This window comes from Streptomyces sp. JJ66 (assembly GCF_019303495.1).
GTDB lineage: Bacteria > Actinomycetota > Actinomycetes > Streptomycetales > Streptomycetaceae > Streptomyces.
The window spans coordinates 50,611-66,108 of record NZ_JAEVFI010000010.1; the positions used below are offsets into that span (position 1 = coordinate 50,611).

At 73.0% G+C, this 15,498-nt stretch carries 13 protein-coding genes; 6 read left to right on the top strand and 7 right to left on the bottom strand.

Features of this window, described 5'->3' with window-relative positions; genetic code table 11:
• Positions 1-229: 229 nt before the first annotated feature.
• From dnaK to JJV70_RS09365, 4 genes are all read left to right on the top strand, one after another.
• Positions 230-2,095 (top strand): molecular chaperone DnaK, encoded by a 1,866-nt coding sequence (dnaK, locus tag JJV70_RS09350; RefSeq protein ID WP_219047322.1) that lies wholly within the window; start codon positions 230-232, stop codon positions 2,093-2,095.
• Positions 2,092-2,775 carry a nucleotide exchange factor GrpE gene (gene grpE, locus JJV70_RS09355; RefSeq protein WP_219047323.1) on the top strand — a complete coding sequence of 228 codons (684 nt, stop codon included), beginning with the start codon at positions 2,092-2,094 and terminating at the stop codon, positions 2,773-2,775. The genes dnaK and grpE overlap by 4 nt, the downstream gene beginning before the upstream one ends.
• Before the next feature lie 81 nt (positions 2,776-2,856).
• A complete protein-coding gene (dnaJ, locus tag JJV70_RS09360) occupies positions 2,857-4,038 on the top strand; it encodes a molecular chaperone DnaJ (RefSeq protein ID WP_219047324.1) in 1,182 nt (393 codons plus the stop codon).
• A 1-nt stretch (position 4,039) separates the two neighbouring features.
• A complete protein-coding gene (locus JJV70_RS09365) occupies positions 4,040-4,516 on the top strand; it encodes a heat shock protein transcriptional repressor HspR (RefSeq protein ID WP_374227266.1) in 477 nt (158 codons plus the stop codon).
• Between the two features lie 143 nt (positions 4,517-4,659).
• Here JJV70_RS09365 and JJV70_RS09370 read toward each other — a convergent pair whose 3' ends face one another.
• Positions 4,660-6,786 (bottom strand): SpoIIE family protein phosphatase, encoded by a 2,127-nt coding sequence (locus JJV70_RS09370; protein WP_219047326.1) that lies wholly within the window; start codon positions 6,784-6,786, stop codon positions 4,660-4,662.
• Between the two features lie 358 nt (positions 6,787-7,144).
• Here JJV70_RS09370 and JJV70_RS09375 point away from each other — a divergent pair, with 358 nt between their 5' ends.
• Positions 7,145-7,990, top strand: a complete 846-nt coding sequence (locus JJV70_RS09375) for a serine protease (protein ID WP_219047327.1) — start codon at positions 7,145-7,147, stop codon at positions 7,988-7,990.
• Between the two features lie 112 nt (positions 7,991-8,102).
• On the opposite strand, the gene JJV70_RS09380 is transcribed toward JJV70_RS09375, so the two are convergent.
• The 4 genes from JJV70_RS09380 to JJV70_RS09395 form a co-directional block, all read right to left on the bottom strand.
• Positions 8,103-8,957 (bottom strand): carbon monoxide dehydrogenase subunit G, encoded by an 855-nt coding sequence (locus JJV70_RS09380; RefSeq protein ID WP_219047328.1) that lies wholly within the window; start codon positions 8,955-8,957, stop codon positions 8,103-8,105.
• Between the two features lie 88 nt (positions 8,958-9,045).
• Entirely contained in the window at positions 9,046-10,722 is a 1,677-nt protein-coding gene (locus JJV70_RS09385; protein ID WP_219047329.1) for a polyamine aminopropyltransferase, read from the bottom strand.
• Between the two features lie 118 nt (positions 10,723-10,840).
• Positions 10,841-11,383: a DUF2617 family protein gene (locus JJV70_RS09390; RefSeq protein ID WP_219047408.1), complete on the bottom strand. Its 543-nt coding sequence runs from the start codon at positions 11,381-11,383 to the stop codon at positions 10,841-10,843.
• Between the two features lie 635 nt (positions 11,384-12,018).
• Complete coding sequence (locus JJV70_RS09395; RefSeq protein ID WP_219047330.1) at positions 12,019-12,243, bottom strand: hypothetical protein; 225 nt, start codon at positions 12,241-12,243, stop codon at positions 12,019-12,021.
• A 115-nt stretch (positions 12,244-12,358) separates the two neighbouring features.
• Between JJV70_RS09395 and JJV70_RS09400 the strand changes: the two genes are divergently transcribed.
• Positions 12,359-13,555, top strand: a complete 1,197-nt coding sequence (locus JJV70_RS09400) for a pyridoxal phosphate-dependent aminotransferase (RefSeq protein ID WP_374227267.1) — start codon at positions 12,359-12,361, stop codon at positions 13,553-13,555.
• Between the two features lie 527 nt (positions 13,556-14,082).
• Here JJV70_RS09400 and JJV70_RS09405 read toward each other — a convergent pair.
• Both JJV70_RS09405 and JJV70_RS09410 read right to left on the bottom strand, forming a co-directional pair.
• Positions 14,083-14,637 (bottom strand): Uma2 family endonuclease, encoded by a 555-nt coding sequence (locus tag JJV70_RS09405; RefSeq protein ID WP_219047332.1) that lies wholly within the window; start codon positions 14,635-14,637, stop codon positions 14,083-14,085.
• A gap of 158 nt (positions 14,638-14,795) precedes the next feature.
• Entirely contained in the window at positions 14,796-15,407 is a 612-nt protein-coding gene (locus tag JJV70_RS09410; protein WP_219047333.1) for a hypothetical protein, read from the bottom strand.
• Between the last annotated feature and the right edge of the window lie 91 nt (positions 15,408-15,498).

Sequence of the window (15,498 nt, forward strand, 5' to 3'; positions counted from 1 at the left end):
CCCGTCGTGCTGGGCCGGCTCGCTCGCGGGCGCAGAGGCATGCCCACGTCACCGCCCCGCAGGGGCACACCGTCGCATGCCGAACCCTGTGACCTGGGGTTTCGAACACCGTGCGCCGCCACCCGACAGGCAAGTTGAGTCGGCTCGACTCACCTCTGTTGACACGGGCGGAGGTGTCGTGCACCCTTGAGTCAGTCCCACTCAAGACTTAGCTGGAGGAGATTCCGAAATGGCACGTGCGGTCGGCATCGACCTGGGTACGACGAACTCCGTCGTCAGTGTGCTCGAAGGCGGTGAGCCCACCGTCATCACCAACGCGGAGGGCGCCAGGACCACGCCGTCCGTCGTCGCTTTCGCGAAGAACGGCGAGGTGCTGGTCGGCGAGGTCGCCAAGCGCCAGGCCGTCACCAACGTGGACCGGACGATCCGGTCGGTCAAGCGCCACATGGGCACCGACTGGAAGATCAACCTGGACGGCAAGGACTTCAACCCGCAGCAGATCAGCGCGTTCGTGCTGCAGAAGCTGAAGCGGGACGCCGAGGCGTACCTGGGTGAGAAGGTCACCGACGCGGTGATCACCGTCCCGGCGTACTTCAACGACCACGAGCGGCAGGCCACCAAGGAGGCCGGTGAGATCGCGGGCCTCAACGTCCTGCGCATCGTCAACGAGCCGACCGCCGCCGCGCTGGCGTACGGCATGGAGAAGGAAGACCAGACGATCCTGGTCTTCGACCTCGGTGGCGGCACGTTCGACGTCTCGCTGCTGGAGATCGGCGACGGCGTGGTCGAGGTGAAGGCCACCAACGGTGACAACCACCTCGGTGGTGACGACTGGGACCAGCGCGTCGTGGACTACCTGGTCAAGCAGTTCCAGTCCGGTCACGGCGTGGACCTGAGCAAGGACAAGATGGCGCTCCAGCGCCTGCGCGAGGCCGCCGAGAAGGCGAAGATCGAGCTGTCCTCGTCCACCGAGACCACGATCAACCTGCCCTACATCACCGCTTCCGCCGAGGGCCCGCTGCACCTTGACGAGAAGCTGACGCGGGCGCAGTTCCAGCAGCTCACGCAGGACCTGCTGGACCGCTGCAAGACGCCGTTCCACAGCGTGATCAAGGACGCGGGCATCAGCCTCGACCAGATCGACCACGTGGTCCTCGTCGGCGGCTCCACCCGCATGCCCGCCGTCGCCGAGCTCGTCAAGGACCTGACCGGCGGCAAGGAGGCCAACAAGGGTGTCAACCCGGACGAGGTCGTCGCCATCGGCGCCACGCTCCAGGCCGGCGTGCTCAAGGGCGAGGTCAAGGACGTCCTGCTGCTGGACGTCACCCCGCTGTCCCTCGGCATCGAGACCAAGGGCGGCATCATGACCAAGCTGATCGAGCGCAACACCACGATCCCGACGAAGCGTTCGGAGATCTTCACCACGGCCGAGGACAACCAGCCGTCGGTGCAGATCCAGGTCTACCAGGGCGAGCGCGAGATCGCGGCCTACAACAAGAAGCTCGGGATGTTCGAGCTGACCGGCCTGCCGCCCGCCCCGCGCGGCGTCCCGCAGGTCGAGGTCACCTTCGACATCGACGCCAACGGCATCATGCACGTCTCCGCCAAGGACCTCGGTACCGGCAAGGAGCAGCGCATGACGGTCACCGGCGGCTCGGCCCTCCCCAAGGACGACATCGAGCGGATGATGCGCGACGCCGAGCAGTACGCGGAGGAGGACTCCAAGCGCCGCGAGGCCGCCGAGACCCGCAACCAGGCCGAGCAGCTCGTCTACACGACCGAGAAGTTCCTCCAGGAGAACGAGGACAAGGTCCCGGCCGACACCAAGTCGGAGGTCGAGGAGGCCGTCAGCGACCTCAAGGAGAAGCTGAAGGGCGAGGACACCTCGGCGATCCGCGAAGCCTCCGAGAAGGTCGCCGCCACCAGCCAGAAGCTGGGCCAGGCCCTGTACGCCGACGCCCAGGCCCAGCAGGCCGCCGCCGGCGGCGAGGCGGGCGGCACTGGTGCCCAGCAGGGCGCGCAGGCCGACGACGACGTGGTGGACGCCGAGATCGTGGACGACGAGAAGGCTGACGGACGGGGTGGTGCCGCGTGACGGAGGAGACGCCGGGCTTCGACCACGACAAGCCCGAAGTCCCCGCCGACGGCGCCTCCACCCCCTCCGATGAGGCTGCCGCCGCCGGCGCCGGTCCCGCCGAGGAGGCGGGCCCGGCGGCCGGGGCCGGGGACTCCAAGGAGCTCCAGGAAGTAGCGCTCACCGCGCAGCTCGACCAGGCGCGGTCGGCGCTCAACGAGCGCACGGCCGACCTCCAGCGGTTGCAGGCGGAGTTCGCCAACTACCGCCGCCGGGTGGAGCGGGACCGCGTCACCGTCAAGGAGATCGCGGTCGCCAACCTGCTCACCGACCTGCTGCCCGTGCTGGACGACATCGGCCGGGCCCGGGACCACGGCGAACTGGTCGGCGGCTTCAAGTCGGTCGCCGAGTCGCTGGAGACGGTGGTGGCCAAGATGGGCCTGCACCAGTTCGGCAAGGAGGGCGAGCCCTTCGACCCGACGGTGCACGAGGCGCTGATGCACTCGTACTCGCCCGACGTGAGCGAGACGACGTGCGTGCAGATCCTCCAGCCCGGGTATCGCATCGGCGAGCGCACGATCCGCCCCGCCCGGGTCGGTGTCGCTGAGCCGCAGCCCGGCAGCCAGTCCGGCACGGAGGCCGCGCAGGCGGAGGACACGCCGGATACGGACAAGGACGACGGTGGCCCGGACGAGGGCTGACGTGAGCACGCGCTCCCGGGCGGGCCGCTGTGAGTGGCCCGCCCGGGAGGCGGCAGGCAGGCGGAAGGAGGGACGCCGGGGATGAACCTCAGCAGAGAGGTGCTGGAGAAGGACCTCTACAAGGTGCTCGGTGTCCCCAAGGACGCCACCGAGGCGGAGATCAAGAAGGCGTACCGCAAGCTCGCCCGCGAGAACCACCCGGACGCCAACAAGGGCGACGCCAAGGCCGAGGAGCGGTTCAAGGAGGTCGGCGAGGCCAACGAGGTCCTGTCCGACCCCAAGTCCCGCAAGGAGTACGACGAGGCGCGCGCCCTGCTCGGCTCCGGCGGTTTCCGGCCCGGCCCCGGTGGCGCGGGCGGGAACTTCTCCTTCGACCTGGGCGACCTCTTCGGCGGTGGCCCCGGGCAGGGCAGCCCGGGCGGCGGCGGCTTCGGCGGCGGCCTGGGAGACGTCTTCGGCGGCCTGTTCAACCGGGGCGGCACGGGCACCCGCACCCAGCCGAGGCGCGGGCAGGACGTCGAGTCCGAGGTGACACTCAGCTTCACCGAGGCGGTGCACGGCGCGACGGTGCCGCTGCGGATGTCCAGCAGCGCGGCGTGCAAGGCGTGCTCGGGCACCGGTGACAAGAACGGCACGCCCCGGGTGTGCCCGACGTGCGTGGGCACCGGCCAGGTCAGCCGGGGCGGCGGCGGTGGCTTCTCGCTCACCGACCCGTGCCTGGACTGCCGGGGGCGCGGGCTGATCGCGGAGAACCCGTGCGAGGTGTGCCGGGGCAGCGGCCGGGCCACCAGCTCGCGCACCATGCAGGTGCGCATCCCGGCCGGGGTGTCTGACGGACAGCGCATCCGGCTGCGCGGCAAGGGAGCGCCGGGCGAGCGCGGCGGCCCCAACGGTGACCTGTACGTCGTCGTCCACGCGGACCCGCACCCGGTGTTCGGGCGGCGCGGCGACAACCTGACGGTGACGGTGCCGGTGACGTTCACCGAGGCGGCGCTCGGCGGAGAGATCAGCGTGCCCACGCTCGGCGGCCCGCCGGTCAAGCTCAAGCTCCCGGCCGGTACCCCGGGCGGGCGCACGATGCGCGCGCGCGGCAAGGGCGCCGTGCGCAAGGACGGCTCCCGGGGCGACCTGCTCGTCACCGTCGAGGTGGCCGTGCCCAAGGAGCTGAACGACAAGGCGCGCGAGGCCCTGGAGTCCTACCGTGAGGCGATGGCCGGTGAGGACCCGCGGGCGGCGCTGTTCCAGGCCGCGAAGGGAGACTGAGGTGGACGGCCGAGGTGGAGGCACGAACAGTCCCCGCTTTCGCGGGGTGGCCCCCGAGCTGACGGAGGAGACCCCGGTCTACGTCATCTCGGTCGCCGCACAGCTCTCCGGGCTGCACCCGCAGACGCTGCGCCAGTACGACCGCCTCGGCCTGGTCTCCCCCGACCGCACCGCGGGCCGGGGCCGCCGCTACTCGGCGCGCGACATCGAGCTGCTGCGCGAGGTGCAGCGGCTCAGCCAGGACGAGGGCATCAACCTGGCCGGCATCAAGCGCATCATCGAGCTGGAGAACCAGGTGGCGGCGCTGCGGTCGCGCGTCGCCGAACTCCAGCAGGCCGTGGACGGCGCGGCGGTGGCCATGCGGCAGCGCGAGCAGCAGGTGCACGCCTCCTACCGCCGCGATCTGGTCCGCTACGAGGACGTCCAGCAGTCGGGGGCGCTCGTCGTCTGGCGGCCCGCGCCGCGCCGGGGCGAGTAGGCGCCCCGGCGCGGCCGCCCACCCGTCGCGGTTTCGCGGTGGCGGCGCGGTGGCACGGCTGCCACTGCGACCCGCGCGGCGGCAGCTGGTTCAGGGCGTCGCGGGCGTCAGCGCGTCGCGAACGTCAAGGCGTCACGGTCGCGTCAGGGCGTCGCCACCCGGGCGACCAGCAGGGCCGCGTCGTCGTGGTCCTGGTCCCGGTCGCGGCCGCGCAGGTGTTCCAGCAGCAGGTCGCAGGTCTCCTCCAGCGGGCGGAGGGGACCGTCCAGAATGTGCCGCAGCGTCTCCAGACGGACGTCGATGTCCACGTCGCGGCGTTCGACCAGGCCGTCGGTGTAGAGCACGAGCTGGTCGCCGGGGTGCAGCGGGATCGTCTGGCTGCGGAAGGTGACGCTGCCGACCCCGCCCACGCCGAGCGGGGCGCCGCTGGGCAGGTCCACCAGGACCGGGCGGCAGCCCTCGCGCAGCAGCACCGGCGGCAGGTGGCCCGCGTTGGACACGCAGCAGGCGCCGGTGCGCGGGTCGTACAGCGCGTACAGGCAGGTGGCAATGTAGTTGTCGATGCCTGCGGTGATCTTGTCCAGGTGGCGCAACAGCTCGGCGGGGTCGAGGTCCAGTTCGGCCAGGGTCTGGGTGGCGGTGCGCAGGCGGCCCATGGTGGTGGCGGCGGTCATGCCGCTGCCCATCACGTCGCCGACGATCAGCGCCGTCTTGCCGTCGGACAGCGGCAGGGTGTCGAACCAGTCGCCGCCGACCTCGCTGGCCGCTCCGGCTGGCTGGTAGCGCGAGGCGACCTCCAGGCCCGTCAGGTGCGGGGGGTGCTGGGGGAGCAGGCTGCGCTGGAGGGTGAGCGCGGCGTTGCGCTGCCGCTCGTACCAGCGGGCGTTGTCGATGCAGACGGCGGCGCGGGCGGCCAGCTCGGAGGCGAGGGCGACGTCGTCGGCGTCGAAGGGCAGCGGGTTGCGGGCGCGTTTGAGGTCCAGCGCGCCGAGCACCTCGCCGCGCGCGATGAGCGGCACCGCGAGGTAGGAGTGCACCCCGGCGCGGGCGAGCAGGGTGGCGGATTCGGGGTCGCGGGCGATGGAGCGCAGGTTGTCATCCGCCACGTGGGTGACGAGCACGGGCCGTCCGGTGCGCACACACTGGGTGACCAGGCGGTCGGCGTCGTAGCGGGCCAGCTCGCCGGGCGGGTCGGCGGCGCGCACCGCCTCCGTGGGGTACGCGGCGTTGACGGCCAGGGCGCGGAACACCGCGGGGCCCGAGGTCGTCGGCGGTGAGCGGCGTTCGGTGAGCGCGGTGTCCAGCACGTCCACGGCGGCCACGTCGGCCAGCTCGGGCACGGCGACGTCGGCGAGTTCGCGGGCGGTCTGCTCCAGGTCGAGGGTGGTGCCGATGCGGACGGAGGCGTCGGCGACGACGGCCAGGCGGTGCCGGGCCCGGTCGGCCTCCCGCGCGGCCCGGTGCCGGTCGGTGACGTCCACGACGGAGGTGGCCAGGCCCAGCACGCGGCCGGCGGCGTCCTCCAGCCGGTGGAACGACACCGACCACGCGTGCTCCTCCTGCGGCTCGGCCGGCGTTCGCCCGACCGTGTACTGGTCCAGCAGCGGGACGCCGGTGGTGAGCACCCGGCGCATGGCCGCCTCGATGCCCTCCACGTCCAGGAACGGCAGTGTCTCGCCCACCCGGTGGCCGATGTGCTTGTCGGCGGGCAGGCCGTTGATGCGCTCCAGCGCGGGGTTGACGGCGAGGTAGCGCAGGTCGGTGTCCATGATCGCTAGGCCGATCGGGGACTGCTCGACCAGCCGGACCGACAGCGCCAGGTCCCGTTCGACGCGGCGCAGGGTGGCCTGGTCGGTGGCCAGGGCGAGCGCGTAGGTGTCGCCGAGGACGTCCAGCAGGCGCATGTTGCGGAACTCCAGCACGCGGGTCTGTCCGTCGCGCTGGAGCACGGGGAAGCTGCCATCCCAGCTGCCGTGCTCGTCCCGCATGATGTCGCGGAACAGGCGCAGCACCAGCTCGAAGTGCTCCTCCGGCACGAGCAGGCGGGCGGCGTACTGGCCCAGCGCCTCCTCGGGCGGGTAGCCGAGCAGGGCCTGGGCCTGCGGGCTCCAGAAGACGATGCGGCCCTGGTCGTCGAGGACGAACGTCGCCACGCTGAGCACGTCGAGCAGGCCGCCGGGAGCTGTCGGACCCGCCTCCACCCACCCCGTGCGGCCGCGCTGCCCGATGCGCTCCGCCGAGCCGGGGAGCCAGCCTCCCTCAGGACTCATCCCCGCCCTCCTTCCCGCCCGCCTCGCGTCGGCCGTGACCTCTCCCATCATCCTCCGGGGGCGCGATCAGGGCACGTTCCTCGCACGAGCTGTTCCCGCGTTCCGGGCTCCCGGGGATGGTACGGGCAGGGGCAGGAAGGCGTGGCCGGGCGGCGAACGCGGGCGGGGCCGGAACACGGACGGGCGGGAACGCGGGCTGGGGGTGGAGAACGCAGGCCGGGGCCGGAGCGGCGGGAGCGCGCCGCCGCCAGCGTCCGCCCCGCCGGTGGAAGGAGCCCGCGGCCGGTAGCCCGCTGCCAGGTAACCCGGTCGGCCGTGAGCGGTGGCCGAAGCACCACGCACCGCACACGGTGAGGTGATGGAGCACATACGCACGGCGACAGCGGGCCTGGCCACCGTCTTCGCGGCGCTGGCCCTGGCCGGGGCCACCGGCCCGCGCGCGGACCTGCCCGCACACCTGGGCGTCACCGCGGCCGGTGCGCAGGGCGAGCCGTGGGCGTCCCCCAGCGTCGCCACGGTCGGCAAACTGGTCACGGACCTGGGCGACGGGCGCCTGGGTGTCTGCTCCGGCGCGATCGTGGACTCGCCCAGCGGCAGCGTCATAGCCACCGCCGCGCACTGCCTGACCTCGCCGGAGCACCCGGCCGTCCCGCGCCAGGCGTGGTTCGCCCCCGACTACCCCGGCGACCCGGCGGGCCCCAGCGCGGTGGTGGACCAGGGGTGGAAGGTCGTCTCCTACCACACGCCGCCAGGCTGGGACGTCAACCGCGAGCTGGACGCCATACTCCCGCACGACTACGCCTTCGTGACGGTCGAGGAGCGCGCCGGGCGCAGCATCCAGCAGACCTACGGCGCCAACCGGCTCGCCTTCGCCCCCGTGGACGCGGGCGAACCCGTGCTCCCGATGGGCTACCCCGCCGCGCCGCCCTACGACGGCGAGACGCTCGCCCACTGCTTGGGCGGCGCCGAGCTGCTGACCGAGCAGACCGCGCACGCCTCCAACGTCGGCGGGCTGCTGCTGCGGCCGTGCCCGCTCACCCAGGGCGCCAGCGGCGGGCCCTGGCTCCAGGACTACGACACGGCGACCGAATCCGGCACAGTGGTCGGCGTCATGTCGGTGGGCAGCGGGGACGGGCGGGTCCTGGGCCGCCCGTTCCCCGCCTCCGCCGGACGGGCCCTGTTCGCCGAGGCCGCAGCCGTCTGACGGGCGGGCCTTGCCAGCGGCGGGCACGGGTGGTGCGTGCTCCCGGCTCCGGGGCGGGCCGGGGTGGGCACGCGACACGGGACGGGGACGGACGCGGCGGCGCGGGCGGTGGTCAGCGGCGGCGGCGCAGGACGCGAGTCACCGCGACGGCCGAGGCCAGGGCCAGGGCCGCCGCCGGAGCGGCCCAGCGGAGCGCGGCGGTGGTGGAGACCGTCTCCGGGGCGGGCACGGGGGCGTAACGCCCGCGCGGCGGCGCGTGGTCCACCTCCTCCGCGCTGCGGCCGATCATGGTGCGCCGCGCGTGCGCCGCCTCGGCGGGCACGGGCGGCGTCAGCCCCGCGGGCTCCTCGGCGGGGAGCGGATCAAGCGAAGACGCGGGGACGGGCGGGTCGAAGCCGGAATCGCCCGCGGGTTCGGCGGCCGGGTCCGGCTCCGGCGTCCCCGGGGGTGTCTCCGGGGCCGGGATGCCCGGGATGACGCGGGCGTTGTCGTCGGCGGGCGGGTCGGCGGCCAGACTCTCCGCCAGCGCCTCGCCGAACCGTTCCAGCAGCCGCCGTCCGGCGGTGGCGCGCTGCCTGGCCTCGACCTCGGTCAGGCGGCCCGTGCCCCGCACGCCGCCGGTGCAGGCGAGCGCGGTGCCCGCCCCGGCGTCCGGCGAGGAAGCGGTGCGCGGGGTGAGCGTCAGGGTGAGGTGAGCCTTGCCCTGGCCGCGGGCCTCGGTGCCCTCGCCGGTGACGTGGAAGCCGTCTTCGGCGGCGGCGATCGCCAGCGTGCCACGGTAGGTGATGGTGGACCCGGCGATGCGGAGCCGCAGGCGTCCGGTCACCGCCGTCTCCCCCTCCGGAGCCCGGGGCTCCTCGGACGCGTCGGGCTGGAACCCCGGTACGCAGCGGGCGACGCGCTCGGGCTCGGCGAGCGCCGCCCGGACCGGGCCGACCGGAAACGGTACGTACACCTCGTGCTCCATGCCCCGGAGCCTACCTGCGTACGGGTGGTCTGATGCCCGATCCCGCGCGCTTTCCGCACACCGGGCGCCACGTCAGGCGGTGGTGGACTCAGCCGTCGTAGCGCGGGTGCAGCAGGGTCGAGGGCGGCAGGCCGGTGGCGCGGTGCCGCCGCGCGGTGGCGGCGGCGTGGGTGAGGTCGGCGGGGGTGAGGGTGCTGTCGGCGGGCGCGGTGGGGGCGAGGGTGAGCGGCGGCGGGCCGCCGGGCGCGGCGAGCAGGAAGCCCCAGTCGGCGGGTGGCTGGCCGCCGTCGGCGCGGGTGCGCGGGGCGCGGTCGGTGTCGGCGGGGTAGCCGGTGAGCCGCCCGTCCACGGCGTACGGGACGGGGTGCAGACCGGCGGAGCGCAGCGTGGCCGCCACCGTCCAGAAGGTGTGCCCGGAGCCGCGTACCGACCCGGCGTGCACGGCGACGCGCCCGTCCGGAGTCAGGGCACGCGGCAGCATGCCGTAGAACTCCTGCGAGTACAGCCGCGTCGCCTCGGCCAGCCGGGGATCGGGCAGCCCGGACAGGACGACGTCGTACGGCGCCTCGCCGGTGCCGGGCCAGGCCCGCACCCAGCGGAAGGCGTCAGCGGTCACGACGCGCACCCGGGGGTCGGCGAAGGCGTCCCCGTTGAGCGCGCTCAGTCGCGGATCGGTGCGGGCGAGCGCCACGACGCCGGGATCGAGGTCCACGACGGTGACCGAGCCGACGTCGTCGTAGCGCAGCACCTCGCGCAGGGCCAGGCCGTCGCCGCCGCCGAAAATGAGCACGCGTCCGCGCGGCCCGGCGGCCATCGCCGGGTGGACCAGCGCCTGGTGGTAGCGGGCCTCGTCCGCGCCGCAGACGCGCAGCCGCCCGTCGAGGTACAGCTCCAGCCCACAGGCGCTCGCCGGGCGCGGCCCGCCGGTCTGGGTCAGCACGATCTCCTGCACGTCGGTGCGCACCGCGACCCGGACGTCCGCGCCGTACACCGCGCGGCGCGCGGCGTCCTCGAACGGCCCGGCCAGCACGGCGGCCGCCGCCAGCAGCGCCAGCGTCGCGGCGAAGGCGAGCACCGTCGCGGCGCGGGCGGCGCGGGTGAGGTCGTGCCGGAACAGCCACAGCACGAGCGCGCCCCCGGCGACGGCGTTCACCCCGCCGACCAGCAGCGCGCCGGTGAGCTGCCCGAACAGCGGCAGCAGCAGGAACGGGAAGGCCAGCCCGCCGACGAGGGCGCCCACGTAGTCGGCGGCGAACAGGTCCGCGACGGCGCCGCCCGCGTCCTGCGCCCGGATGCGCTGGATCAGCGTCATCAGCAGCGGCATCTCGGCGCCGATCAGCACGCCGATGGTGAGGGAGAAGGCGACCAGGGCCAGGCGGGAGGCGCCGAACCAGGCGAAGCACGCGTACAGCGCCATCGCCGAGCCGCCGCCGACGAGTGCGAGCAGGGACTCGATCAGCCCAAAGCCGACGGCGGCCCGGCAGCGCAGCCGCTTGGCCAGCAGCGAGCCCACGCCCATGGCGAACACCATGACCGACAGCACGATCGACGCCTGCGTCACCGAGTCACCGGTGAGGTAGGTGGCCAGCGCCACGAGGGCCAGCTCGTAGACCAGCCCGCACGCGGCGCAGACGAACACCGCGCACAGGACGAGGAAGCGGCCGGCCCTCGCTGACACCGGCAGCCGCACGGACGACGCGTCCGCCGCCGATCCCGGCGTGCCCTCGGGCCGCACCGGCCGTCCGGACACGGGCTGGTCGATCATGCGGGGAACGCTACGTGACGCTAAACCTCCGCAGTGTCACCCTCAAGGGTGGATTTCCGCTCCCGAAGTCCGGGAAGCGGATGGCGCCCCGAGGGACCCCGGGGCGTCCAGGCCCGCGTCAGGCCAGCGCGCCTTCCCGCGCCCCCTCCCGCGCGCGGACGGCGACGCGGCTGCGGGTGGCGACCAGACGCCGTTCCTGCGGATAGGCGTGCCAGGTGCGCCAGCACACCTGCTGGCCGACGCGCTGGACGAGCAGGGCCGTGAACGCGTACGGGTCGCCGGGGAACGTTCCGGCCAGCCCGTGCGGGTGGTCGGCGACCAGCGCGAGCAGTTCCTGCGCCCGGCCGGAGAACGAGTTGCGCGAGAGCGTCTCCACCCGCGCGGCGAACTCGTACTCCCAGGCCCCGAGCCGCCGGGAGACACCGACCGGCAGCGGGCTGCCGCTGCGGCGGCCCGGCATGCACGCCACGGTCTCCGAACAGCTGCCGCTGTCCTCGTCCAGCAGCACCTGATGCGACGCCCCCAGCAGACGCAACTGCACCCGCGCGCGACCGAGCCGCAGGTCGAGGGTGGCCAGCGCGGGGAGTGGCGCATGGCCGAGGGCCCAGGCGAGGTCGGCGGCCCGGGTGTCGGTGTAGGCGGTGTTCAGCGTGGTGAGCATGGTCGGCTCCGCAAGCACGTGGGGAGGATGGGCCGGTAGAGGGTGGCCGGGCACTCCTCGGGGGATGAGCCAGGTGGATCTCAGTTGTTCGCCGGCGGCGCGTGCCCACACGGGCTCCTGACACACCATCACCGAACCACGATCCCAGCAAAGTTCACAGCGGTTTTACCCAACTTCGGGCCGTTTCCATACCCGAGAGGGCGGTGTTGATCACGTGTTCACCCGCTTCTCCTCGCTACTCCCAACCACCCCACCCAGCAAGGCAGTTGTCCCTGGCATATCGCCCGCCCACCCGCCACTCCTGACCCCCGGGGCCACCGCCGGGACCTCTCGCCGGTGCTGCGGCCCGCGAAAGCCTGGCCGTTCCCCGCGGCTGGCGCAGTCGGCGGAGCGCGCCGGGACGCGCCGCAGCCCCTCCGCACGGCGCTGGGGCCGGACGCTTCCCGGTAGCGCCCACCGACCTGTGACTCCACGCCGTGCCGGTCAACCCCCGTCCGGCCGCAGTGGCGACCAGCTCCGCCTGGAGCGTGCCGTCGCGAGGAGACGCGGCCTTCCCGGACCGCGGCGACCCTCAGGCACCCGAGGACGCGCCCGGGGTGCGTGGGCGGGGCGACGGTACCGGTGCGGGTGGTTCCTCAGTCGCCTCCGCCGCAGCCTCCTCCTCCTCCACCGCCGCCTCCGCCGCAGTCGCCCCAGCCCCCGTCGCTGTTACTCCAGCCTCCACCGTGCGATCCGCTGGCACCGTTGCCGCCCACGCGTGACCCGTTACGTCCGCTCAGGACAGCCCAGATGACTACCGTGATGACGATCATCAGGAAGACCATGCTGAATGCGGCGATCATGACGAACAACATGTTCATGCCGATTCCCCCCTCGATCCTGCCCCGCCCCCCGACAGGGCAGACCTGACCGGGACATCCCCCTCCCGCTTCTATGGCAAAGCACACTTGAGCAAGCTCAGAGGTTTCCCGGAGGATGCCGGGTATGGGACGACCGCTGCTGAACCGCCGCCTCGCGGAGTTCGGAACCACGATCTTCGCCGAGATGTCGGCGCTCGCCCAGCGCACCGGGGCCATCAACCTCGGCCAGGGCTTTCCGGACACCGACGGCCCCGAGCAGGTTCGGGAGGCCGCCGTACGGGCGCTGCGCAAGGGGTGGGGCAACCAGTACCCGCCCGGCCCCGGCGTCCCCGAGCTGCGCCACGCCGTGGCCGCGCACCAGCGGCGGTGGTACGGCCTGGAGTGGGACCCGGACACCGAGGTGCTGGTCACGGCCGGGGCCACCGAGGCCATCGCCGCCGCGCTGCTGGCCCTGGTGGAACCCGGTGACGAGGTGGTCGCGCTGGAGCCCTACTACGACTCCTACGCGGCGTCCATCGCCCTGGCGGGCGGCACCCGCGTCCCCGTCACGCTGCACCCGGACACGTCCACCGGAACGCCGTTCTACCGGCTGGACCTGGACAAGCTGCGGGCCGCCGTCACCGACCGCACCCGCCTGCTCCTGCTGAACTCCCCGCACAACCCCACCGGCACCGTGCTCAGCCGCGCCGAGCTGACGGCGATCGCGGACCTGGCCTGCGAGCGCGACCTGCTGGTCGTCACCGACGAGGTGTACGAACACCTGGTCTTCGACGGCGACCACGTGCCCATCGCCACCCTCCCCGGCATGCGCGACCGCACGGTGACGATCTCCAGCAGCGGCAAGACCTTCTCCTTCACTGGGTGGAAGGTCGGCTGGGTGACGGCCGAGCCCGGACTGCTCACCGCCGTCCGCTCGGCGAAGCAGTACCTCACCTTCGTCTCCGCCGGACCGTTCCAGTACGCGATCGCCGAGGCGCTGGCGCTGCCCGACGCGTACTTCACCGGTCTGCGCGACGAACTGCGCGCCAAGCGCGACCGGCTCGCGGACGGCCTCGCGGAGGCGGGCTTCACGGTGTACCGGCCGTCCGGCACGTACTTCGTGACCACCGACATCCGCCCCCTGGGCGGCGAAAGCGACGGCGTCGCCTTCTGCCGAGCCCTGCCGGAGCGCTGCGGCGTGGTGGCCGTCCCCAACGCCGTCTTCTACGACCACCGCGCCGAAGGCGCCCCCTTCGTCCGCTTCGCCTTCTGCAAGCGGACCGACGTGGTGGAAGAAGCCATCAGAAGGCTGTCCAAACTGCGCACACACTGATGCCCCGCCCCTCCGCCCCCAGCGAAGGGGATGCCGCGCCAGCTGTCGGCGTCAGCGAGGCGCGTCGTACGTGTGCACGTTCAGCGGCATGTAGTCACCCTCTCTTTCTCCTCGTTGTGAGTGGACCCTGCCCCGGTGGAGCAGGGGACAGTGGAGCTTGCCGAGCGCGGCAAGCGTGCGGCAGAAACCCTGTCGCCCCCTCAGATCGCCAACGCGAAACGGACCAGCGAAGCGGGCGACAGGGTGTGAGAGCTTCACTGCCGCCCCTTCGCCTTGCAGATCGAGCAGGGGAAGGGGCAGGGTTTCACGGACTGCCCACGAGGCAGGAACACGACTCCGGAAGCCCGGTCAACTCGTAGCCTGTCGCCCGTCGTGAGCGCCGTCCCCCGTGTGGGTGCCGTCCGATCTCCACGGTGCGGTCAGAGACCCGCGACATGTCTCCCGCCGTCCGGGCTGCCTCCCCGCTGTCGGCCGAGTGCTTCACACACGTCGCAGCGGCACGGGAGTGGCCGCACCGGGGGGCTTGGTCAGCGGGCGTCCGCCTCGGGCTCGGGGTGCGGGAGCTCGTCGAGGTCGAGGGTGAAAGTGCGGCCGTCGGCCAGGGGGATGGGGAGCTTGCCCGTGCCGTACTGGTGGGTGTGCGCCGCGATGTAACCGGTGCCGGTCGGCTGGGTGTGCAGGACGACTTCCTGGGCGTAGGGGTCTACCACCAGGTAGACCGGGATGCCGTAGCGGCCGTACTTCGCGGTGCAGTCGTCGTAGTCCTTGCGCGCGGAGGAGGTCGAGACGACCTCGGAGATCAGCAGGACGTCCTCGAAGCTGTAGCGCTTGCCTTCCTTACGCGCGTCCTCACGCAGGATCGCGAGGTCGGGGGCGGAGTTCTCGTCAGCGGGGAAATCGATGTAGACGTCGGAGGTGACCTTCGCGTGACGGCCGAGGGTCAGAGCGGAGTCGATCTGCATTGATCTGATGGTGCTGGAGTGCTCTTCGCTCTGTGGGGTCATGATCACCTTTCCGTCGGCCCCGAACAGGACCGTGTACCCCTCGGGGAACTCGGTGTGCACGATCGCGTCGACGCTCATGAACGACTCCTTCCCGTGTGGACCCAGGATAGGACGGAAAGAGCTGCGGCCCCGAGCCCGTTGGTACGGTCGGCAGACGGCCCGGACAGAGCGTGCGCCCCACAGCCGGTGCCGGAGAACCGCGACGGTATGGCCCTCTGCCGCCCCGGGGGCGGGTGTCAGTGGGCGATGTCCACGGTGAGGGTGCCGGCGGCGGGGGTGACGCGGAAGCCGTCCTGCGACTCGACGCCGATGGCGACGCCCAGTTCGCCCTCGAAGACGCCCATGCCCGCCACGCCGCGCACGGTGTCCGTCGGCTCGCCGTCGAAGGGGACGTTCGCCTCACGCGGCATGCCGACGAGGACCAGCTTGAGGCCGTGCTCGCCGGGGACCTCGGTGACGTCACCGCGACCGCCGTGGGCGAGCGGGTCCATGTAGTGGGCGATGTAGCCGGGGGTGCCGCCTTCGAAGGTGAAGGTGAGGCGGTCGTAGCCGTCGTGCTCGGTGAGCATGACGTTCCGCAGGGTCGGGCGGGTGGTGAAGTTGTCGCCCTCGCCGCTCACCTTCTGGGCGCTGAACTCCGTGGTCGGTGACGCGGGCACCGAGGGGGACGCCGGTGGGGCCGTGGGGGAGTGCGTCTGGGGGCCGGGTTCCGACGCCGGTGCGGACGGCGAGGTGGAGACCGAACCCGCCTCGGACGCGGGTTCGCTGCCGCAGGCGGTGAGGGTCAGCGCGGTGGCCAGGGCCAGCGCGGCCAGGGGCAGGGCGGGGGCAGGGGGGCGTCGTCGCATGCGGGCGCTTCCTCTCCGGGTACGGCGGACGGCCCCGGGCGGGCATGCCCGCCCGGGGCCGTCCGCGATGTGCTGCGGGTGCTTCGGGGAG

What these genes read in the sequence shown, in the direction of transcription:
- JJV70_RS09380 (WP_219047328.1), bottom strand. Translation starts at nt 8,957, where the DNA reads ATGGAGCACGAGGTGTACGTACCGTTTCCGGTCGGCCCGGTCCGGGCG.
- JJV70_RS09395 (WP_219047330.1), bottom strand. Translation starts at nt 12,243, where the DNA reads ATGAACATGTTGTTCGTCATGATCGCCGCATTCAGCATGGTCTTCCTG.
- JJV70_RS09375 (WP_219047327.1), top strand. Translation starts at nt 7,145, where the DNA reads ATGGAGCACATACGCACGGCGACAGCGGGCCTGGCCACCGTCTTCGCG.
- JJV70_RS09370 (WP_219047326.1), bottom strand. Translation starts at nt 6,786, where the DNA reads ATGAGTCCTGAGGGAGGCTGGCTCCCCGGCTCGGCGGAGCGCATCGGG.
- JJV70_RS09405 (WP_219047332.1), bottom strand. Translation starts at nt 14,637, where the DNA reads ATGAGCGTCGACGCGATCGTGCACACCGAGTTCCCCGAGGGGTACACG.
- JJV70_RS09400 (WP_374227267.1), top strand. Translation starts at nt 12,359, where the DNA reads ATGCCGGGTATGGGACGACCGCTGCTGAACCGCCGCCTCGCGGAGTTC.
- JJV70_RS09390 (WP_219047408.1), bottom strand. Translation starts at nt 11,383, where the DNA reads ATGCTCACCACGCTGAACACCGCCTACACCGACACCCGGGCCGCCGAC.
- JJV70_RS09410 (WP_219047333.1), bottom strand. Translation starts at nt 15,407, where the DNA reads ATGCGACGACGCCCCCCTGCCCCCGCCCTGCCCCTGGCCGCGCTGGCC.
- dnaK (WP_219047322.1), top strand. Translation starts at nt 230, where the DNA reads ATGGCACGTGCGGTCGGCATCGACCTGGGTACGACGAACTCCGTCGTC.
- JJV70_RS09385 (WP_219047329.1), bottom strand. Translation starts at nt 10,722, where the DNA reads ATGATCGACCAGCCCGTGTCCGGACGGCCGGTGCGGCCCGAGGGCACG.
- dnaJ (WP_219047324.1), top strand. Translation starts at nt 2,857, where the DNA reads ATGAACCTCAGCAGAGAGGTGCTGGAGAAGGACCTCTACAAGGTGCTC.